Source organism: Acidianus sp. HS-5 (genome assembly GCF_021655615.1).
GTDB lineage: Archaea > Thermoproteota > Thermoprotei_A > Sulfolobales > Sulfolobaceae > Acidianus.
In genome coordinates this window covers 1,795,348-1,814,129 of record NZ_AP025245.1, presented here as the reverse complement: position 1 = coordinate 1,814,129, position 18,782 = coordinate 1,795,348, and the positions used below count along the sequence as shown (strand labels likewise).

The window sequence follows — 18,782 nt, the reverse complement described above, 5'->3', positions numbered from 1 at the left end:
GCCATGTTAAGCGAAAACGAGATAAAGATCATTGATTTTTTAAAAAAGAAAGAGAATAAATCAGCTTATTCCACAGAACTTTCTTCTATCATTCCAGAAACTGCTGTGTTTAGTCTAGCTTATCTTTTAAAGGAGAAGGGTTACGTTGACGTAAGGGAAGAAGAAAAAGATTTAGTCATGCTTACAAAAGAAGGAGAAGAAAGGTTAAAGGAAGGACTTCCTGAGGATAACTTAGTAAATTTTTTAAAAGGCGAAAGTAAAAAAGTCCAGGAAATAGCAAAACTATTTAAAGATTTTAATATTGCTTTAAGTTGGGCAAGGAAAAAGGGATTGATTAAGGTAGATAAAGGCGAAGTAGTTCCTTTAAAATCTTCTTACACATCACCAGAATACTCAGTTCTTAAGAAGGTATCTTCATCGCAAGAACTTTCAGAAGAAGATAGGAAATACTTAAAGGAGTTAGAAAGTAGAGGACTTATTGAGATAAAGAAAAACAAGGTTTTGTTATTGACTCTAATTAGGGAACCTCAAATACGTCCTTCAATTACATATTTAACTCCGGAGTTATTGAGAAATAAGGAATGGACTAAGTATGAATTAAAGGAGTATAATGTTGAGGCTTTACCTCCTTTTATTACTTTAGGCAAAAAGCACTATTTTAGAGAATTCTTAGAGCATGTTAAGGATGTTATGGTTTCACTTGGTTTTAAGGAAGTTAAGAGCGATTTCGTTGAAATGGAATTTTATAATTTTGATATGTTATTCCAAGCACAAGATCATCCTGCAAGGGAAATACATGATAGCTTTAAGGTTAATGGTAAAGGAGAACTGCTGAATAAAAGTTTAGTAAGCAAGGTAAAAGAAGTTCACGAAAAACTATGGAAGTATGAATGGAATGAAGAAATAGCAAAATCCCTAGTTTTAAGGAGTCAAACTACTGCAACTACAGCAAGGGTTCTCTCCACATCTCCCAGCAAGGAAATTAAAGTATTTACTATAGGTAAAGTGTTTAGGCCAGACGCAATAGATGCTACGCATCTGATAGAATTTCACCAATTAGACGGTCTAGTTATAGATGAGAGTTTCAACTTTAGAGAGCTTTTATCGACTTTGAAAGCAATATTCTCAGGAATAGGAATTAAGGAAGTTAAGTTTAAGCCTGCTTACTTCCCGTTTACTGAACCTAGTGTGGAGGTTTACGGCTATATTCAAGGTTTGGGTTGGGTAGAAATGGCCGGAGCAGGGCTATTGAGACCAGAAGTTACTGAACCTGCAGGGGTTAAAATGCCAGCAGGCGCTTGGGGATTAGGATTAGACAGGCTTGCCATGTTATTCTTAGGGATTAAAGACATAAGAGACTTGTATTCTGATGATATTGAATACTTAAGAAATAGAAAGGTGGTGTATTAGTGGTAAATATTGTATTAAAAGAGTCTAGACTACTTAGCTTGCTAGGATTAGAAGATAAGGACTTAAATGATGTTCTATTTAATTTGAAATCTGAAGTTGAAAAGAAGGGAGAAGACGAACTTGAAATTGAGATAAACTCTGATAGGCTTGATATGCTTAGTCCGGAAGGGATAAAAAGGGCTGTTGAGGGAATTCTTGGAAGAAAATTAGGTGAAGCTAAGTACGAGGTAACTCCTACTGATTATCAGATGATAATAGAAGATGTGGAAAGTAGACCTTATGCCCTTGGAGCAATTATTTATGATGTAAAACTTGATGATGATAGGATAAAAGAGATAATACAATTCCAGGAAAAATTACATTGTACTATAGGTAGGAGAAGGAAGAAAGTTGCAATAGGTATTCATGATTTGGATAAAATTGATGGTAAGACGATAAAGTACAGTAAAATACCATTGGATTACAAGTTTATTCCTTTAAATTCTGATAAGGAAATGAGTGTTTCAGATGTATTATCCTCTACAGAGCAAGGTAAACTTTACGGATATATATCGATTAACGGCTCTTATTCGCCTGCAATATTACAAGAAGATGGGCAAGTATTAAGCATTCCACCGATAATAAATTCAAATAAGACAAGGCTTGAGGCGTCTACTAAGAACCTATTTATTGACGTTACTGGTACTAGTCTTAGTGCAGTTGCCCAAACTTTAGATATACTAGTTAGTAATTTTGCAGAAGGAGGAAGTAAGATAGGTGCAATTAAAGTCTCTAGGTATGTTGATAAGTCTCCTTTATTAATTCATGATAGGCTATCAGTGAAAACTGAAGATATAAGTAAGAGACTCGGTCTAAGTCTGTCAACTGAGGAAGTATCTAAATATATCAGAATGATGAGGATGGACACTAATATTAATGGGGACGACATAGAAGTTATTGTTCCCCCTTATAGAATAGATATAATGACATTCGTTGATGTTGCAGAAGACGTTGCAATGGCTTATGGATATAGAAGCTTTAACTTACCAAAATATACAAGCAAAGGAATGGGAGAACTTTTACCAATAACCAAATTGGAGAGAGCTTTTAGAGATTTAGCTATAGGCGGAGGATTTCAGGAAATTTTCACCTTTGTATTAAATAAGTCATCGTTATTATCCGGTAATTATGTTAAAATAGAGAATCCTATAACTCTAGAATATGATTCCGTTAGAAATTCTCTTATTTGGAATATGCTTAAATTCTTAGCTAAAAATCAGCATGCTAGATTTCCTGTAAGAACGTTTGAAGTAGGAGATGTCGTAATAAGGAACATAGAAAGTGATACCGGGTATAAAAACGATACTAGAGCCTGTCTTGCAATAATGAATAGTAAAGTATCTTATGAGGAGTTGCAGTCAGTAATTCATCAGATATTATATAATTTAAAAGGAAAGGAACCCAATTATGTCAAAGAAGATAAGGACTACTTTATTAAAGGTAGATCTGCAAAAATATTGATTAATAATAATGAAGTAGGAGAAATAGGCGAGATTTCTCCAGAAATATTAGAGAAATTTAATATAGAAAACCCCGTAGTTATAGTAGAAATCTACTTGGAAAAGTTGTGTGGTTAGCATGTTCGTAATTTTAGACGATGCTAAAATTTACTATGAAATAAGAGGAGAAGGAAAGCCGGTTATTTTAATTCACCATTTAGCAGGTTCATATAAAAGTTGGTCTGATATTGCATATCAACTTTCTCAAAAGTATGCTGTAATTTCTTACGATCTTAGAGGTCATGGAAGATCCTCACTTTTACCTTATGAGTATAAAATTAAAGATCATTCTAAAGATCTTAAAGGACTAATAGAATATCTTAGACTTGATAATCCAATAATTATTGGGCATTCGTTAGGAACCTTAATAGCAATAGATTATGCATTGAAAAATCCTGTTGATAAAATAATATTGTCTGGTGCATTGTATAAGGCACCTAACCCAGAACCTTATGAAAATTACGTTTCAATTGCTCTTAATTTTGGAATGGAAGCACTAGCAGAATATAGGAAAACCATAGGAGATTTTGCGGATTCTTTAACTTTGAATCCCATAGCTTGGAGGAAATTACTTGAAGTTTATAACGAAAATAATCCTTTAGGTTATAAATATGCGGTAGATGGATTGCTTCACTCTAAGGATTACTCTAGAGATCTTCCTAAAATTTATGAAAAGACGTTACTTATTTACGGTAGTGAGGATAAGCTTAAGCAAAACTTGAACATGATGCTAACAATTCCTAACTCAAATTATAGAATACTTAACGGTTATGGGCATTTCTTAAATTTTGAAGCTCCAGATGAGATGTTGTCTTTAATTATTGATTTTCTTGAGAGGTCTTGATAGTTCCTCCTAGATTTTTTATATATTCCTTGAGCTCGTTGATACAGCTCTCTATTCTTTTCTTTATTTCATTTTCATTCTCACTATTTCCTGCTATTTGAATTTCTAGAGAAGGATTGCTTAACTCATAACCTTTAGGATGAGTCTTTATGTATAGGTCGTATTTCTTTACTAACTGCTTGACGTACGGGGCTAGTGCAGACTCCATAACTTTATCTGCATAGATTACTTCTTCTACATATCTTACTTCTGGTTTAGTTTTAATGTATTTTTTGATGAACGTTTCTAGAATATCCTCCATTTCTCTCGGTACGCCTGGAGTCGCAAGTATTTCTATACCGTTTTGCTCTATGTAAATACCTGGAGCAATCCCCTTAGAGTTTTCTACCGCGACCGAACCTTCAGGCATAATTGCCATTTTCCTTCTTTCTTCTGTAATTTCTAATCCTAATTTTTTGTATTTGTTTTCAATTTCTTCTAGAGCTTTTTTGTTTATTGTTAATTTTCTTCTTAACGCTAAACTCAGTCCTTCGGCTGTTTTATCGTCGTATGTAGGTCCCAATCCTCCTGTCGATATTATTATTTTAGGATTTCTTTGTATGGCTTCCTTAAAACCTTGTGAAATTTCATCAAGTTCGTCCATAACTACAGTTATTCGCCTTACAGTAAAACCCAGTGAAGTTAACCTTCTTGCGATATGTGAGGCATTTGTGTTAACTGTTCTACCACTGAGTATCTCATTACCTATGCTCAAAATTTCTGCTAAGTACGTTCTCATAAAATAATAAATACCAATCCCTCTAATTATGCTTATGGCTAAATGGTCGAAGTTTCTTTCTAAAGATACCACACTCTTAAAAACTTCTGAGATAAGAGATTTACTGAAACTTACTGAGGGCAAAAACGTAATTAGTTTAGCTGGAGGATTACCAGATCCTTCAACGTTCCCTGCAGAAGATATAAAGAATATAACAGATTACATCTTGGAAAATTACGCATCTCGTGCGTTACAGTATTCAGCGACAGCGGGAATACCGGAATTAAGGAAAGAGCTTGTCAATCTTTCATCACAAAGGGGTATTACAGGAATAAGTGAGAATAATATTTTTGTGACTGTAGGTAGTCAGGAAGCTCTATTTATTTTATTTAGCTTGCTAGTGGATCCTGGAGATCATGTATTTGTAGAAACGCCAAGCTATTTAGCGGCATTAAATATATTAAGAGCAAGGAATCCTCAATTTCACGGAATTCCTCTAACAGAAATGGGGCCAGATCTAGATAAGCTTGAAGATGAGTTGAAAAAATTAAAATCTGAAGGTAAATCTCCAAAGTTACTTTATATAATTCCTACTGCCCAGAATCCTGGAGGAACTACGTTAGATATAGGCGGTAGAAAGAGAGTTTTAGAATTAGCTTCTCAATATGATTTCTTAATAGTAGAAGATGATGCTTACGGATTCCTAGTATTTGAAGGAGAAAGTCCTGCTCCAATAAAGGCTTTAGATAAAGAAGGTAGGGTAATCTACACTGGAACATTTAGCAAGATCTTGGCTCCTGGCTTTAGATTAGGTTGGATTGTTGCAGATGAAGAGATAATACAGAATGTTGAGTTGTATAAACAAAACGTAGATTTACATACGCCAAGCTTTACTCAATTTATAGCCGCTGAAGCGATAAGAAGGAACGTTATTCAAAATAATGTTCCAAAAGTTAGACAACTCTACAGAGAGAAAAGAGATGTGATGCTACAAGTAATAGACGAATATTTCCCTAAGGAAGCAAGGTGGTCTAAGCCAGTTGGAGGAATGTTTGTATTTACATGGTTACCAGAAAAAGTTGATACGTTAAATATGCTATCTAAGGCTTTACAAATGGGAGTAGCTTATGTACCCGGTTCGAGCTTCTATTATGATTATAGTGGAAGAAATACTATGAGACTAAACTTCAGTTTTCCGCCTAAAGAAAAGTTAATTGAAGGAATCAAGATCTTAGGTCAAGTTATTAAGGAAGAATTGACGTAAGAACTTAACGCTTTTTTCACGTTTACTATAATACCATTTTTTGATGTAGGAATACTTGACAAAACATCATCGGAATAAGCTATATTTTCGTTAAAGAATTTATCCGAAATTTTCTCAGTTTTTTGGAGTATATTATCCATCTTTTTTGGATATATTCTTACTGACTTAGGAGGTAAAGTCGGAGGCCACGTATTCATGAAAGCGGGGACTATTATTCTCCCGTCTTCAATAATTAGCCTTTCTGCAATATATCTAGCCCATCCTCTCATCGTTGATAATACTACTATGTCCCATTTACCTTCTTCTAGATTTTTAACCTCCTTCACTCCTTGGATTTTTTTACCTGGAATATCCGTATATAAACTAACATCAACAGAGTTATCTAAAAGATATTGATAAGTTAATAATCCTAGCAAGCCCGAACCTATAATCAGTACTTTTTCTCCTTTTGCAAGTTCAACTATTTGTGATGCTATAGATATAAACGGATAAAGGAGTGCTTTATCGTCAAATTTCTCAGGAAGAGCAACTATAGCGTCGTCAGGCACTACTGCTTTTTCAGTTAATAATCCATCAATTTCTGTTCCTATTCCTCCGTATTTTCTAGAATAAGGTAAAACTACTACGTTTTTACCTTGTAACGTAGGATCTACATCTACTCCTACAGCTTCTATTTTGCCTATTCCAATGCTACCCAATGTAGTCCAAGGTCTAACCCATAATAATCCTAAATATATTGAATTTTCAATAAAGGTCAAAAGTACTTTATCTGGTGATACCAATACAAAATCGTTATTAATAGGTCTTTCAACAACATCCTTGGGAATAATACCTTGGTTAAATATAATTGATATCATGTGAAAGCAATTATAAACTTCTCTTTTAAGTTTTAGCACTAAACTGACATTAAATGAAGGCTATACACAATCTAAGTAAGGAAGCTAGACAAGAGATTATTAGTATCCTTTTAGAAAAAAGGTCAAGAAAAGAACTAGCAGAAGAGCTTGGAATAACTCCAGCTGCTATAGTGAAATTCACTAAAGGCTTGACTCATCCAAGTGATGATACAATTTTGAAAACCTTTGAAATAGCTAAAGATGATGAGAAAGAGAGAATAATTGATGTAATCTTAAACGATCTTGTGAACAGTGTTATAGAAGTGTTTTCAGAATATCCTAATGCGAATACTGAAAAAATTGATGAACTTAAGAAAATTTTGGATGAAATAGAAGGTAAAAAATTACTGGCCTCTTCTGGGTTCATATAATGGACAAGTAATGCATATTTGGTAAAATTTAGCAACTACTATTCTTTTTGTACCATCTTGATTTATTGAAATTACTTCTTGGGGTATTCCTAGTTTTGTTGGATCGCTTATATTCCATGCCTCACAAACTCCGTCAATTGAGTGCCTGCAAGTCTTAGTCTTCCAGACTCCTTGCGATTCAGCTATTTTTAGCCAAGATAATGTACTCCATATTTTATCAAGTTCCTCTTGAATTTTCTTTTGAAAATCTATGTCAATCTGTTCATGCGATTTTATTTCTTCTTCTATTTTCTTTACGCTTTCCTCTATATCAGAAGGAGAAATCAAAACTACACTTGATTTCAAACTTTCTTCTAAACTCATGGTTTGTAGCTTAAATGCTATCCTTTTTAAGCAAAATTACACAATATTGAACGGGTTAAGCATGGTTAAAGAGATCTACAAGGGCAGGATAAAGGTAATCACTGATCTATGGGGAAGAATCCTTGATGAGTGGGAAAGTTTAAATAGAGATGAATTAATTTCGTTAGTACAAAAAACTTACGAGGATAATAATATAAAGCCTTTCAGGGGATTTAAATCCACAAACCTTTATGAGAAGGAACTTATTTCTGTATACGTAATTGGAAAGCTTGGCTTAGGCTTATTTGACGACTATAAACAAGTTTTTGATAAACTATTTGCAGTTGAGGAAACCTATGAAAATATTGCTAATTTGATAATAAGCTCTCCAGAAGAAGCTTTCAAAAAAGCTAATGAAGATAAAGATCTACTTGCTAGAGCATTAAGGTTAATATTCGTCGAGGTTGTTTTCTCTTTTTCAGATGAAGGCAAGCTTATAGATGCATTAAGGAAGCTTGACGCAAGTGCTAATGATGCTATAAAACATACAGCTAAAAGTTTTTCAAGGTTTTATACGGCATTCAAGCTAGCAGAGAGTATAGCTGAAGGCAGCATTAGGGATAAAATGAATTACATTGCAATGAAGAAGGCTATTTCAATAAATATAGGAATAGACTATCCCTTACCCAAGGCTAATTACGTTGCATTAATTTCTCAAGAAGTTTTTAATGTTAAACCTAGGTTGATTAAGAAAATTCTAGAAGTTTCAGCTAAAACATAGAAGTTTTTAAGCAAACATCTAAATTATAATTTAGTATGCAGAATTTATCATCTACTCAAAGGGAAATCTTACTAGCACTAGTAGAATTATACAATAAAGGAAAGAAGATGATAAAAAGCAAGGAAGTTGCTGATATGATAGGTAAAGACGAAGGTACTGTGAGGAACATAATTTTAGGTTTGAAAGTCCTTGGTCTTGTTGAATCTAAGCCAGGTCCTAATGGAGGATATATTCCGACATTGAAAGCCTACGAATTTATTAAAAATCCATCAATTTCTCCTATACTTGATAAATTAAGTTTATATAGAGGAAATGTGGAGACAGATATTAAAATTGATAATATAGAGCTTCTTGATGTTACAAACCCTTCAGGTAATAAAGTAATACTTAAAGTCACTGGGGATTTGAGGAAAATTAGGCCAGGAGATCCAGTAAGGCTCGGTCCTACTCCTTATAGCAGATTAGTAGTAGACGGTGTAGTGATTAATGCTGACGATTCCAGGAAAGAAGTTTTAATAGACGTTAAGAGAATGATAAGCGTTCCAAAGGAGAAGGTAAAGAATATCATTGGGAGGAAATTAATAACTCTTAAACCCGATATGACGTTAAAGGAAGCTTCAATGGTATTATATAAAGAAGGTATTAGAGGAGCTCCAGTTTTAGGTGAAGGAGAGAAGGTCTTGGGAATTATAACAACTGCAGACATAATTAAGGCATTCTTTGAAGGGAAATATGATGCAAAAGTCTCAGATTATATGAAGACTGACGTTATAACTATTAGGGACGAAGAGGATGTCTTAGAGGCAATTAGGAAAATGGTAATATACAATGTTGGGAGGCTTCTTGTTGTAGACTCAATACAGAGGGTTATAGGAATTGTAACTAGGACGGATATTCTAAAGTCTATAGCAGGATTGGAATTACTATGGGGAGTATAGAAAAGTGTGGAGTAATACTCGATGGAGTATTTTATGAAATAAACAATATTTCTAGTAGTCCTTTTGAGTTTGTGATGGATCCTGAAGAGTTTTATTCTGTGATAAAAAAAGGAGAACTTCAAGCGATAGTTCATACGCACAATAAAAGCTGTGAACCAAGTAAATTTGATATAGAAAGTATGAAAATATGGAAAGTTTATTGGATAATTATATCCAAGGATTGCTTAATGGTATATAAGTATTCAAACTTCGGTATAGTTAAGGTCGATATTAATTCCCTTCCTTTTAAGATACTCGACAACCTCTTCGTGAAGCTTTTTAAGTAATTCTCTCTTTTCTTCAGCCAGAACCACGTCTGCATGCTCCTTTGCTATAATACCGTGTGCAAAAGGACTTGGAACTTTCCTTGGACCTATTGTCCCAATTTTTATTTCGCCAGATTTAACTTTTCTGATAATTTCTATTGCACTTTTAATATCCATATGATCTTCCAAGATTTCCCTTATTGTCTCATTTAATACTGGAAAGTTTGGAATTTCCTTTACAACATTAAGCAAAGCCTCTGAACTTAGTTGTCTTCTCTCAAGGTTAGTCTGCCTTCCTTTATATTTCTTCAATATCATAAATGATCTTTCTGCAGTTTGTCTGAATCTTCTCTTAACCATCTCTGTCCTTAATACAACTTTACTTAATATGTTGTACATTTCATCAGGATTCAGATAATCAAAGATTTTACCAATTCTATAAGTAGTTTTCTCTGGTATAGTTAATATGAATCCGTTATCTGAGACGGAAATTCTCACGTCAACGTTAAGTTGTTCACTTATAATGTAAGCTAAAGCTCTGGATAGTGCATCTAAAGCTCTTCTTCCGTACAACGCATGGAATATGAAATTTCTCCTATCTTCCTCATCGTCGTAAATCTCAATTAAAATGTATTTATCATTAGGAACTTTTCCATTAGTAAATAAGTACTCCTCTAAAATGTACTCGTAAATTGAAAATGCGGCATGCTTAGAAATATTGTATTTTTTTGATATTTCTTCAATTGCAGTTTTTCTATCAATATTTTTCTCTATCATTTCCGTAACTTCCTTTCTGAATTTTCCTATCTCTAATGCAGAATCGTAAGCTAGAGGTAACATTTCTGAAAACCAACTAGGTACTGTAGGTCTTTGTCCTTCTGCATCTTTTACAATTATTTTGTTTCCTTTGCTGCTTATGAATTCGTAAGTCTTACCGCCTAGTACGAAAATATCGCCTGGAGATAGAATTTCAACGAATTCTTCCTCCAAGTTTCCTACATATCTATTACCTTCTGTATACACAGAGACTAGAGATTCTTCAGGAATAGTACCGCTATTCATGTAAAATATCATTCTGGATCCTCTTCTAGGTTTTACTATGTTATTTTCTTCTCTTACTTTAGCATAAACTTTGTTTGATTCCAGTCCGTATTTTCCAGTTAGGTAATCTACTGTAGCTTTCAGCGAATCTAACGTTAATTCACTAAATGTATAGCTTTGTGTAATAATACTGTAAAATTCTTCGATGGAAGTAGGTCTTATAAGTGAGGCTGAAATTATTAATTGTGTTAGTACATCAAGTGGATTTTTAGGAATGTAAACTCTATCTATTTTTCTTTCCTTTGCAAGTTTTGCTAACACAGTGCATTCTACTAAATCGTCTCTATCAACTACAATTATCCTTCCTTTACTTATACTTCTAATATGATGTCCAGCTCTACCTAGTCTTTGGAGTAACCTGCTGACGCTTTTTGGACTGCTAAGTAATATTACTAGATCAATGTAACCTATATCTATTCCTAATTCAAGACTAGTAGAAGATACTACTGCCTTTAATTCCCCTTTCTTTAATTTATCCTCAATTTCTAACCTCACATCTCTGCTTAAGCTACTGTGATGAGCTCCTATCATGTCAGCGTCAAACAAGTTTTGTGATTGGACTAGATTCCTTAATTTGAAGGAAACTCTTTCTGCTGCACTTCTGGTATTGGTAAAAATTAATGTAGTTCTATGCTTAAGTACTTCCTCAATTATTGATTTATATATACCGCTGCTTATTTCCTCTTCCGTTGCATGAACTAAATCTTTTACGGGAGAAAGAACCTTCAAGTCAACATTCTTTACGAATCTTGCATCAACAATTTTACAACTTCTTTTAGGTCCAACAAGAAATTTCGCTATTTCCTCTAGAGGAGAAATGGTAGCGCTTAAACCTATTCTACTAATTTTGCTATTAGCTATCATATTCTCGAAAATCTCTAAAAACCCTGATAGAAATGATCCCCTCTTGCTGTTTGCTAACTCATGTATTTCATCAACAATTACCCATTGTACATCTCTTAACTTCTCACTAAATTTTGGAGCGGTTAAAGATATTGCGAAAGATTCAGGAGTGGTTATAAGAATGTGAGGAGGTAATTTTAGCATTTTCTCTTTTTGGTAAGAAGACGTGTCGCTAGTTCTTACACCTACTCTAATGTTATAATCTACTTTTTCTTGTTCTCTTATTTCTGTCAATGGCTCTATCAAATTTTTATACATATCATTATTAAGCGCTCTAAGTGGAGAAATGTAAACTGCGTATATTTTATCCTCAAGTTGCTCCTTCTCTGCTAAATTAAATAGGTTATCTATAATTCCTAAAAACGCAGCAAGAGTTTTTCCACTTCCCGTAGGGCTAGAAACTAGAACGTTTTCATAATTTTTAATCAGTGGGATTGCTGCCTTTTGAGGTGGAGTAAACGATTGGTATTTCTTTTTAAACCATTCTGCTACATAAGGTCTTAATACTTTAAATAATTCTTCATCCCTTAAGCCTTTAGCATACTCAATGCTCATTTAGGTTAAATGAAACTCTTGGGTTAAAAGCTTCTATTTAATTTCCTGCTCATAAGAGGAGAATGTGAAAATGTAGGCTAAAGAGTAGTAAAGAAGCCATAAGCCAGATATGAAGTAATAGTGTATTAGATAATTAATTGAAGCTGACAAAAATAATAGGCCTAAAGCTAGAATTATGTAAGCTATCTTTGTTTTCGAACCTTTTCCTTTAGGAGTTATAATATAATTTCTTGACTTTTTGAAAGCACTAATAAGGGATAAAGTAATAAATGGGGATATTGCTACAGTATACGCTGATATCTTACCTAATGATCTTAATGATTCAAGAAGTTTAATTCCAGAGTCTTTAGCTACTTTTATGAAATTAACAGCGTATATTCCAAGTGTAACAGCCCATATTATGAACAATGGAATTGAATTAAGAGGATCTCCCTTGCCTAAAAATGAGTAAGCAGAAATCAATAATGCAGCAATGAATGTTAATGCAATAGGTACATATTGGAGAAGGAAAAGAATTGCATCAATCTTTTGTAATATATTAGTTTTACTCGTTATTATTTGTTTAAATCTTCTACTTAGTACTTCTATACTTCCCATTGCCCATCTTGTTTGCTGAATGTAAAATGCCTGTAAGTTATCTGGAACTTCAACAAATACTGTAGAATCGGAAGAACATATCCTTTTTCCTCTGTTTATAAGTCTAGCACCTATTTCTAGATCGTCTTGAATCATATTGTAATCCCAAGGGCCAACTTCTTCAATTGCATTTCTCTTAAACATTGTCCCGCATCCTACTGGAAATACTTTCAAATTAGCCTTATCCCTTCCCCTGAGTATTGAGTTATCAGCAATAATAGTTGACACCATTACTCCCTTAGCTAAGAGTGAATAATTATTATGTGAATATCCCATCCATTTCATTGTTACAGCGTCGCACCCAAACTGTAACATGTGTAAGTAGGCTTTCTTAATTGAATCTTTTCTTACTCTTGCATCTACGTCTAAAGTTAATATTAGATCACCTTTGCTTTTTTCGAATCCATAAGCTAGGGCTCCACTCTTAAAACCTAATTTCTTTTCTCTCCTATACATTCTCACCTCTAAGCCTTGTGGAGGGACTATCTTTTCTTTCATTTCGTCAAAATATTCTGGATTATCATCGGATACTATTATTACTTCCATTTTGCTCTTATCCCAGTCTATTTCTGTCAAGTTATCTAGAAGTTCTTGTATTAATTCTATTTTCTCTCCTTTTGTTGGAACTATTATTGAAATCAAAGGTAATTCTTTTGGATTTACATTTATGATGTCTATTCTATCATATCCTAGCTTAAAGAAAATATATTGGTACAGTAAAATCAATGAAGGTATTATAAATACTATTATCTGCGTTATAACGCTAAACGAATTCATTCAATGAAATTCTATAATTCGGGATAATAAATTCATAGCTGTGTCTTGTCGTTTTGGGCGGAAATCTTAAACCTTTCTTGGCAATACTAAGAACGTATTCCTTATCTAAAGATGGAGGTTCTATTCCTTCCTTAGAATTCTTTATTACATTTATTCCTATGGACGATAAATATTTTTCTATGACATTTAGTTTCCAGTATAAGGTATATTCTGAATCAGAACATAATTTTTTAGAGAGGAAGTTCATACAAATTTTCCCATCATTATCAGGTATAATTGTTGAGACGATTTTATTCATATCGTTATCATTTACTAATTTTCTAAACCATTTATTTACTTTCACATAATCTTTTCTATAATTAATTAAATATGCGGGTATCTTAGAAAATCCAAGCATTTTCATTGCATAAAACCTATGATGGCCGTCAATCACCATGAAAGTTTCTTCATCAAGTATTATTGGATTAATTTCTTTAGTTTTTCTTATACATTTTATTACCTTTGCTAAGTTACTTATATCAATATCTTCATGAGTCGTTATTTGATTTATTCTTATGAATTCTGGCGTAATATTCGCAGCAGTCATTTAATACGCACTTCTCACATAAAGGATTTTTTGCCTTACAAATATTTCTTCCGTGAGCTATTAATAAGTGGTGCGTCTCTAGATAATCTTTAGGATCAAATAGTCTTCTGAGAGATGAGGAAATTTCTTCATAACTTCCAGATGCAATACCTAACCTTTGGGATATTCTCTTTATGTGAGTGTCCACAGGAAAGTAAGGATATCCTCTACAAGTAAGTAAGACTACATCTGCAGTTTTTTCGCCTATTCCGGGAAGGGATAATAATTCATTTCTAGCTTCCTGGGGTTCTTTATCAAGGATTTTATTTAAATTCCCGTCATATTTTTCTTTGATCAGCTTGGCAAGTTCCTTTATTCTCTCTGCCTTTATTCTGTAAATTCCAATATTCCTTATACAAGACGCAACGTCTTCTACGCTAGCTTTAATTAGATTATCTGGGGTGACTCCTATCTTTTCCTGGAGAGTATAAAACGCCTTATACGTTCCTTTATCTGTAGAGTTTTGAGATAATAGAGTAGCAATAAGAACCTTAAAAGGATCCTTAAAATTTATCCAAACATCGTAGGCTACGTATTGCTTAGGATCTCTTTTATAAGCTTTTCTCAATCTCTCGAGGATTTCCTTTCCACTACATTTCATAATATCATAAGGAGTAATAGAGCTTTTAAGTGAAACAACTCCAGTATCTCAACTGATGTACGAGATTAAAGTAGTTCTTGAATCCATAAGAGACGGTGCATTAAACCCTGGAGAAGTAGTAATAAGGACTAAAATTCCTAGATATGAGGTTTTAGCGATTTTCCACATTCTTGAGGGTCTTGGTTTAATAGAGACTATTTACTCTAAAGGCTCACACAAGGTCTATAAGCTCACTAATAAAGGTGAGGAAATATTAGACGCTTTGGAAAAGGGACATGAAATTGATGTTGTAGCTAAAGAAAATAAAGACGCCATTATATGAACCATATTATTACTGAAGTAATTGAGATATAAAGTAAATTTTTGGAGTTTACCATACTATTCCTGCACATTAAAGATAATGTCAAGGATAATAATAAGAGGTCTGCAAGTCCTTCTTCATATGCTAAAATTCCGTGCATTTTTATTATTGGTAAGGTTAATAGAGGTAAAAAGTAAATTATAATTCTTAGTATTTGTAATTTTTGATAAAATCTATAAATTCTTTTCTCTATGCGATTAAGTGCTTTTACAGTCTTTTTGTACATCTTGCTTCCCTGTAGTAATTGTTTTTTCATTTCGCTGATTTTATTCTCTTTTTGATTGAGGAATTGATGATAGATATCTTTACTATTAAAATTCCAATTAAGTATAGAAAATATTAATATTGAAATACTGATTCTTAATACTATATTTACTGGAAATAATAAAGGTAGAAGTGAAATGGGCGATAGTTTACTTACTTCATAATGTATTTTATTCTTCTTAATAATGATAAATAATAAACTCAGTGTTGATACTATTAAAGCAAAGGAAATTGATTGAGGAAAGAAGTTTAAGTATATTATTGCTGTTATAAATCCTAGGATATCTATAATCAATACTTTCAACGATAAATTTTCTAAGTCTCTAATTTCATTTTTTAAACGGAATTGATTAAGTTTGGTAATCATTTTTTCAAATTTCAGGCTCAATCTTCTCACCAATTTTTTCTATTTTTTCTCTAATTTCATATTTATCTATAATATTATTTTTAGCTAAATTTTCTAAAATGGCTACCTTAGAATCTAAACTCTTAGAACTAATTCCGTTTTTCAGTTTAATAGAGTAACTAAAGTCCTTTTTACTCATATTGCCGTTCTTGCATACTCCCCTTATTCTTACCTTGTTTCTTGAAGAGTAAAGCTCGTGAATATTAATACGACTCTTCGTAACCTCTACAAGCACTGTAGATAACTTAGATAAGGATAATAACTGAGGCTTAGTCAAGCTACTTAAGAAAGTTACGTTATCTGGAAAATTTGGTAATATGATTATTCCTTTACCTTGAATATTTAGATCAATGGTTTTATTAATGACTTTTTCATTAAAATAGTCAAATAATATGAAATCAGGATCATAATAATCTATTATATTCAAATCTTTTACATTATTTAATATCGTAATATCTTCCAATCCCTTAATCTTTGATTTAGTAATCAAAACAATCTTTGTATATTTGTTGTGAATTAAGTTTATTAATGAAAGAGCGAATTCAGTAGTAATTTTCTTATTTCCATTTATTATCACAATTCCAGAATTTTCGATAATATGCCATAAGTATGCAGCGGTATACTCATTTAAATACTCTTTATGGATAAGATCTATTATACTTTCTGAATTTAATTTTTCAAGTTTTATTATATTAAAATTCATTGCATTACCGTCAAAGTAAATGATTGCTTTAAATGAACTATTGTCTATTATAGCATATTTATTAATTTTATTATAATTAAATTTAGAAAATATATTTAGTACTTCTTCCTTGTTAATTTTTATATTAGTTAATGCTCTTCCAAGTCCCTTAATTTTAACGGTTAAGGGCTTTGAAAGATCTAAGCACTCTATTTCTTCAACGTTCTTATCTAACATTAAACATGTTAATGAACCAAATTCCTCCTTTTTTCTGTAATAATTTATTTTTTCCATGCTACTTTGAGGAAGTTGCAGTTGAGAATTGAACGCTTTTTTCTCTTCTTCAGTGAGCGTTGGTTCTTCTATGGTATAATTCAAAGTACTGCCTAATTGAGATAATGAAACCTTACATCCCATGATATAGTATGTATTATTTGCCGTTGACATGTTAAAAGCTAGAATTAAAAATGCTTCAGACTAGGCCAAAACTTTTGAGAAATTCTTCTAAACTCTTTTTTGCATTTATTGCTATTCTCAGATAAGCGTCTTTAGGAATCTTATATTTCGTCTTTATTATTTTGCTTCCTAAATAGACTCTAATGAATATCTCATTATATGCTGGATCTAAAGGGAAAAAGATTTTCTCAGGAAGTCCTCTATAACTTGATGTTCCATAAAAGACTTCTATAGGGTAATAATATCTCATTTTAGGTATTAAAACTAAATATGGATAATTTATTGCATAATATAATGATTCTATTGGTTTTTCCAAATTTATTACTACTTTATTTCTCAGAGTTTTAACTCCTTCTTTAGAATTTTCCTTCACTACTATAGCCTTCCTACGCTTTGGTAAGTGATAAACTTTAGTCCACGAGATATCTCCTTTTTCTGTGTGAAGGATTTTCTCTATATAATCTCCGCGATCTACTATTTCTGATTTCCAATCTTTTCCAGGCTCCACGAAGATTATCGGAATTAGAAGTTCCAAAGTATTTTGTACAATATCGTTTCTTATTATTTCCAGTTTGATAACTTCATTAGATTCTTTCTTGTCAAATATATTTATGGGTATTTTATAGTTTGTATTAATTTCTTTCTTGTCAAAATTATAATCAAAGAATTTATCTCTAAATTTTATTCTAATTGTGTAAGGTAAATTGGTTACAACTTTTGTATTAATAGAGATATTAAGATAAGAATTCATTTTAGTTCCTAAAACTTCTCCATTAGTCCTTATAATTGATCCCTTAACGTATAATTTCGGTTTTTCACTAACAATAGGTATATTAACATTTAAAGAAAAAAATGGTGATATTAATCTGAATTTAGCATCATCATCTCCCAATATTTTTGGTTCAACTTCCACTTCATAATACTTTGAGTTTATATCTCTTCTATTTATTTCTACAACATTTTGATACTCTACATTATAATTTTTCATTATAAAGATTTTTATTGGAGAAGAGACATCAAGGATATTTTTCTCAGTTTTGAAAATTTCCTCTCTATCTAATGTATCTATAACTCCCGCAAAAGGACTTCTAAATAAAACAATGTACCTCGATGTCGCACTACCTACAGAACTTGAGAATTTATATAATAAGAACAAATTCTTATCATAAACTAACGTGAAACTACTGCTAGTTAGTATAATAAAATTAGAATTGACAAAACTTAACAGAGGATCTACGTTAGTTTCTAGCTCCTGCCATATTCCATCATTAAAATACTTTACCTTGCCGTTACAAGCTATGACTATCCCAAAACTAGTTGAGCCTAAAAGCTCTGCTCTATCTTCACAGTAACCTATTACGTCATCTTCTTCCATTATTTTGCCGTCAAGTGATTGGAAAACTGACTTACCACTAATTTTACCAAGAAATATTCTTTCCTCGTTAGTTCTAAATGATCCAAATTTTGAGATTATTTCTGTATATCCATCATATATAAGTGAAATTCCGTTTTTGTTTATTGAATAAAATTTAGGTTTATCTCTATTAATTTCCATTTTTTCATAAATAAGTATAATTTTCTTGTTATTTTCTAAAACATGAGTATTGAAGAATTTTACAAGTTTAGAGTATTTATTTCCCTTAAAAGTATATTCGTTTTCCTTCTTCTGAAGTATTTTCTCAAATACACCTTCAACGTTAACATAAATAATGCTAAGAGCATCTTCTGTTACTTCTTCCAAAACTTCCTCTTTTCCATTTATTTGAATTAGTTTATTTCCTCTCTGTATAATCCAAGGGTCTTTACTTATATTCACCTTCGGAAAGAGAGTGATCTCCGGTTGTTTAACTGAGTCAGTTTTCAAATAAATTACATCTTCAATATTTTCTAAAGTATAATTTAGCCCCTCAGGAATGGTAAGCTTAGAAATATATTTATAAATAGGAATTTTCATATATGAAAGTGAATA

Annotated in this window: 18 protein-coding genes; 8 read left to right on the top strand and 10 right to left on the bottom strand. The window is 32.2% G+C overall.

From position 1 onward, the window contains the following. Positions 1-3: 3 nt before the first annotated feature. The 3 genes from HS5_RS09685 to HS5_RS09675 are packed head-to-tail and all read left to right on the top strand — an operon-like array spanning position 4 to position 3,792. A complete protein-coding gene (locus HS5_RS09685) occupies positions 4-1,410 on the top strand; it encodes a phenylalanine--tRNA ligase subunit alpha (RefSeq protein WP_236751206.1) in 1,407 nt (468 codons plus the stop codon). Continuing rightward, positions 1,410-3,026, top strand: a complete 1,617-nt coding sequence (gene pheT, locus HS5_RS09680) for a phenylalanine--tRNA ligase subunit beta (protein ID WP_236751205.1) — start codon at positions 1,410-1,412, stop codon at positions 3,024-3,026. The genes HS5_RS09685 and pheT overlap by 1 nt, the downstream gene beginning before the upstream one ends. 1 nt (position 3,027) lies before the next feature. Beyond that, positions 3,028-3,792: an alpha/beta hydrolase gene (locus tag HS5_RS09675; RefSeq protein ID WP_236751204.1), complete on the top strand. Its 765-nt coding sequence runs from the start codon at positions 3,028-3,030 to the stop codon at positions 3,790-3,792. Here the strand turns inward: HS5_RS09675 and HS5_RS09670 are convergent. Further along, positions 3,767-4,570: a nicotinamide mononucleotide deamidase-related protein gene (locus HS5_RS09670; RefSeq protein ID WP_236751203.1), complete on the bottom strand. Its 804-nt coding sequence runs from the start codon at positions 4,568-4,570 to the stop codon at positions 3,767-3,769. The genes HS5_RS09675 and HS5_RS09670 overlap by 26 nt on opposite strands. 34 nt (positions 4,571-4,604) lie before the next feature. Here HS5_RS09670 and HS5_RS09665 point away from each other — a divergent pair, with 34 nt between their 5' ends. Continuing rightward, on the top strand, positions 4,605-5,813 hold the full coding sequence (locus HS5_RS09665) for a PLP-dependent aminotransferase family protein (RefSeq protein ID WP_236751202.1): 1,209 nt from the start codon (positions 4,605-4,607) through the stop codon (positions 5,811-5,813). Here HS5_RS09665 and HS5_RS09660 read toward each other — a convergent pair. Then, positions 5,786-6,670, bottom strand: coding sequence for a zinc-binding alcohol dehydrogenase family protein (locus HS5_RS09660; protein WP_236751201.1), 885 nt, complete (start codon positions 6,668-6,670; stop codon positions 5,786-5,788). The genes HS5_RS09665 and HS5_RS09660 overlap by 28 nt on opposite strands. A gap of 53 nt (positions 6,671-6,723) precedes the next feature. Here HS5_RS09660 and HS5_RS09655 point away from each other — a divergent pair, with 53 nt between their 5' ends. Continuing rightward, positions 6,724-7,080, top strand: coding sequence for a helix-turn-helix transcriptional regulator (locus HS5_RS09655; protein WP_236751200.1), 357 nt, complete (start codon positions 6,724-6,726; stop codon positions 7,078-7,080). Here the strand turns inward: HS5_RS09655 and HS5_RS09650 are convergent. Further along, the gene (locus HS5_RS09650) at positions 7,054-7,443 is read right to left on the bottom strand and encodes a hypothetical protein (RefSeq protein WP_236751199.1); all 390 of its coding nucleotides are present in this window, start codon (positions 7,441-7,443) and stop codon (positions 7,054-7,056) included. The two genes, HS5_RS09655 and HS5_RS09650, sit on opposite strands and share 27 nt — an antisense overlap. A 61-nt stretch (positions 7,444-7,504) precedes the next feature. Between HS5_RS09650 and HS5_RS09645 the strand changes: the two genes are divergently transcribed. Both HS5_RS09645 and HS5_RS09640 read left to right on the top strand, forming a co-directional pair. Continuing rightward, positions 7,505-8,203 carry a DUF2192 domain-containing protein gene (locus HS5_RS09645; protein WP_236751198.1) on the top strand — a complete coding sequence of 233 codons (699 nt, stop codon included), beginning with the start codon at positions 7,505-7,507 and terminating at the stop codon, positions 8,201-8,203. Between the two features lie 35 nt (positions 8,204-8,238). After that, positions 8,239-9,141 (top strand): CBS domain-containing protein, encoded by a 903-nt coding sequence (locus tag HS5_RS09640; protein WP_236751197.1) that lies wholly within the window; start codon positions 8,239-8,241, stop codon positions 9,139-9,141. 242 nt (positions 9,142-9,383) lie between these two features. Here the strand turns inward: HS5_RS09640 and HS5_RS09635 are convergent, their stop codons facing one another. The 4 genes from HS5_RS09635 to nth are packed head-to-tail and all read right to left on the bottom strand — an operon-like array spanning position 9,384 to position 14,644. Beyond that, a complete protein-coding gene (locus tag HS5_RS09635; RefSeq protein WP_236751196.1) occupies positions 9,384-12,005 on the bottom strand; it encodes an ATP-dependent helicase in 2,622 nt (873 codons plus the stop codon). A 33-nt stretch (positions 12,006-12,038) separates the two neighbouring features. Further along, entirely contained in the window at positions 12,039-13,418 is a 1,380-nt protein-coding gene (locus HS5_RS09630; RefSeq protein WP_236751195.1) for a glycosyltransferase family 2 protein, read from the bottom strand. Further along, the gene (locus tag HS5_RS09625) at positions 13,405-14,004 is read right to left on the bottom strand and encodes a ParB N-terminal domain-containing protein (protein ID WP_236751194.1); all 600 of its coding nucleotides are present in this window, start codon (positions 14,002-14,004) and stop codon (positions 13,405-13,407) included. Before HS5_RS09625 ends, HS5_RS09630 begins: the two co-directional genes overlap by 14 nt. Further along, the gene (gene nth, locus HS5_RS09620) at positions 13,946-14,644 is read right to left on the bottom strand and encodes an endonuclease III (protein ID WP_236751193.1); all 699 of its coding nucleotides are present in this window, start codon (positions 14,642-14,644) and stop codon (positions 13,946-13,948) included. The genes HS5_RS09625 and nth overlap by 59 nt, the downstream gene beginning before the upstream one ends. A 55-nt stretch (positions 14,645-14,699) precedes the next feature. On the opposite strand from nth, the gene HS5_RS09615 reads away from it, so the two are divergent. After that, the gene (locus HS5_RS09615) at positions 14,700-14,966 is read left to right on the top strand and encodes a hypothetical protein (protein ID WP_236751192.1); all 267 of its coding nucleotides are present in this window, start codon (positions 14,700-14,702) and stop codon (positions 14,964-14,966) included. Here HS5_RS09615 and HS5_RS09610 read toward each other — a convergent pair. From HS5_RS09610 to HS5_RS09600, 3 genes are all read right to left on the bottom strand, one after another. Beyond that, complete coding sequence (locus tag HS5_RS09610; protein WP_236751191.1) at positions 14,959-15,573, bottom strand: hypothetical protein; 615 nt, start codon at positions 15,571-15,573, stop codon at positions 14,959-14,961. The two genes, HS5_RS09615 and HS5_RS09610, sit on opposite strands and share 8 nt — an antisense overlap. Positions 15,574-15,640: 67 nt before the next feature. Then, positions 15,641-16,651, bottom strand: coding sequence for a hypothetical protein (locus HS5_RS09605; RefSeq protein ID WP_236751190.1), 1,011 nt, complete (start codon positions 16,649-16,651; stop codon positions 15,641-15,643). Between the two features lie 178 nt (positions 16,652-16,829). Beyond that, positions 16,830-18,767, bottom strand: coding sequence for a hypothetical protein (locus tag HS5_RS09600; RefSeq protein ID WP_236751189.1), 1,938 nt, complete (start codon positions 18,765-18,767; stop codon positions 16,830-16,832). Positions 18,768-18,782 lie beyond the last annotated feature (15 nt).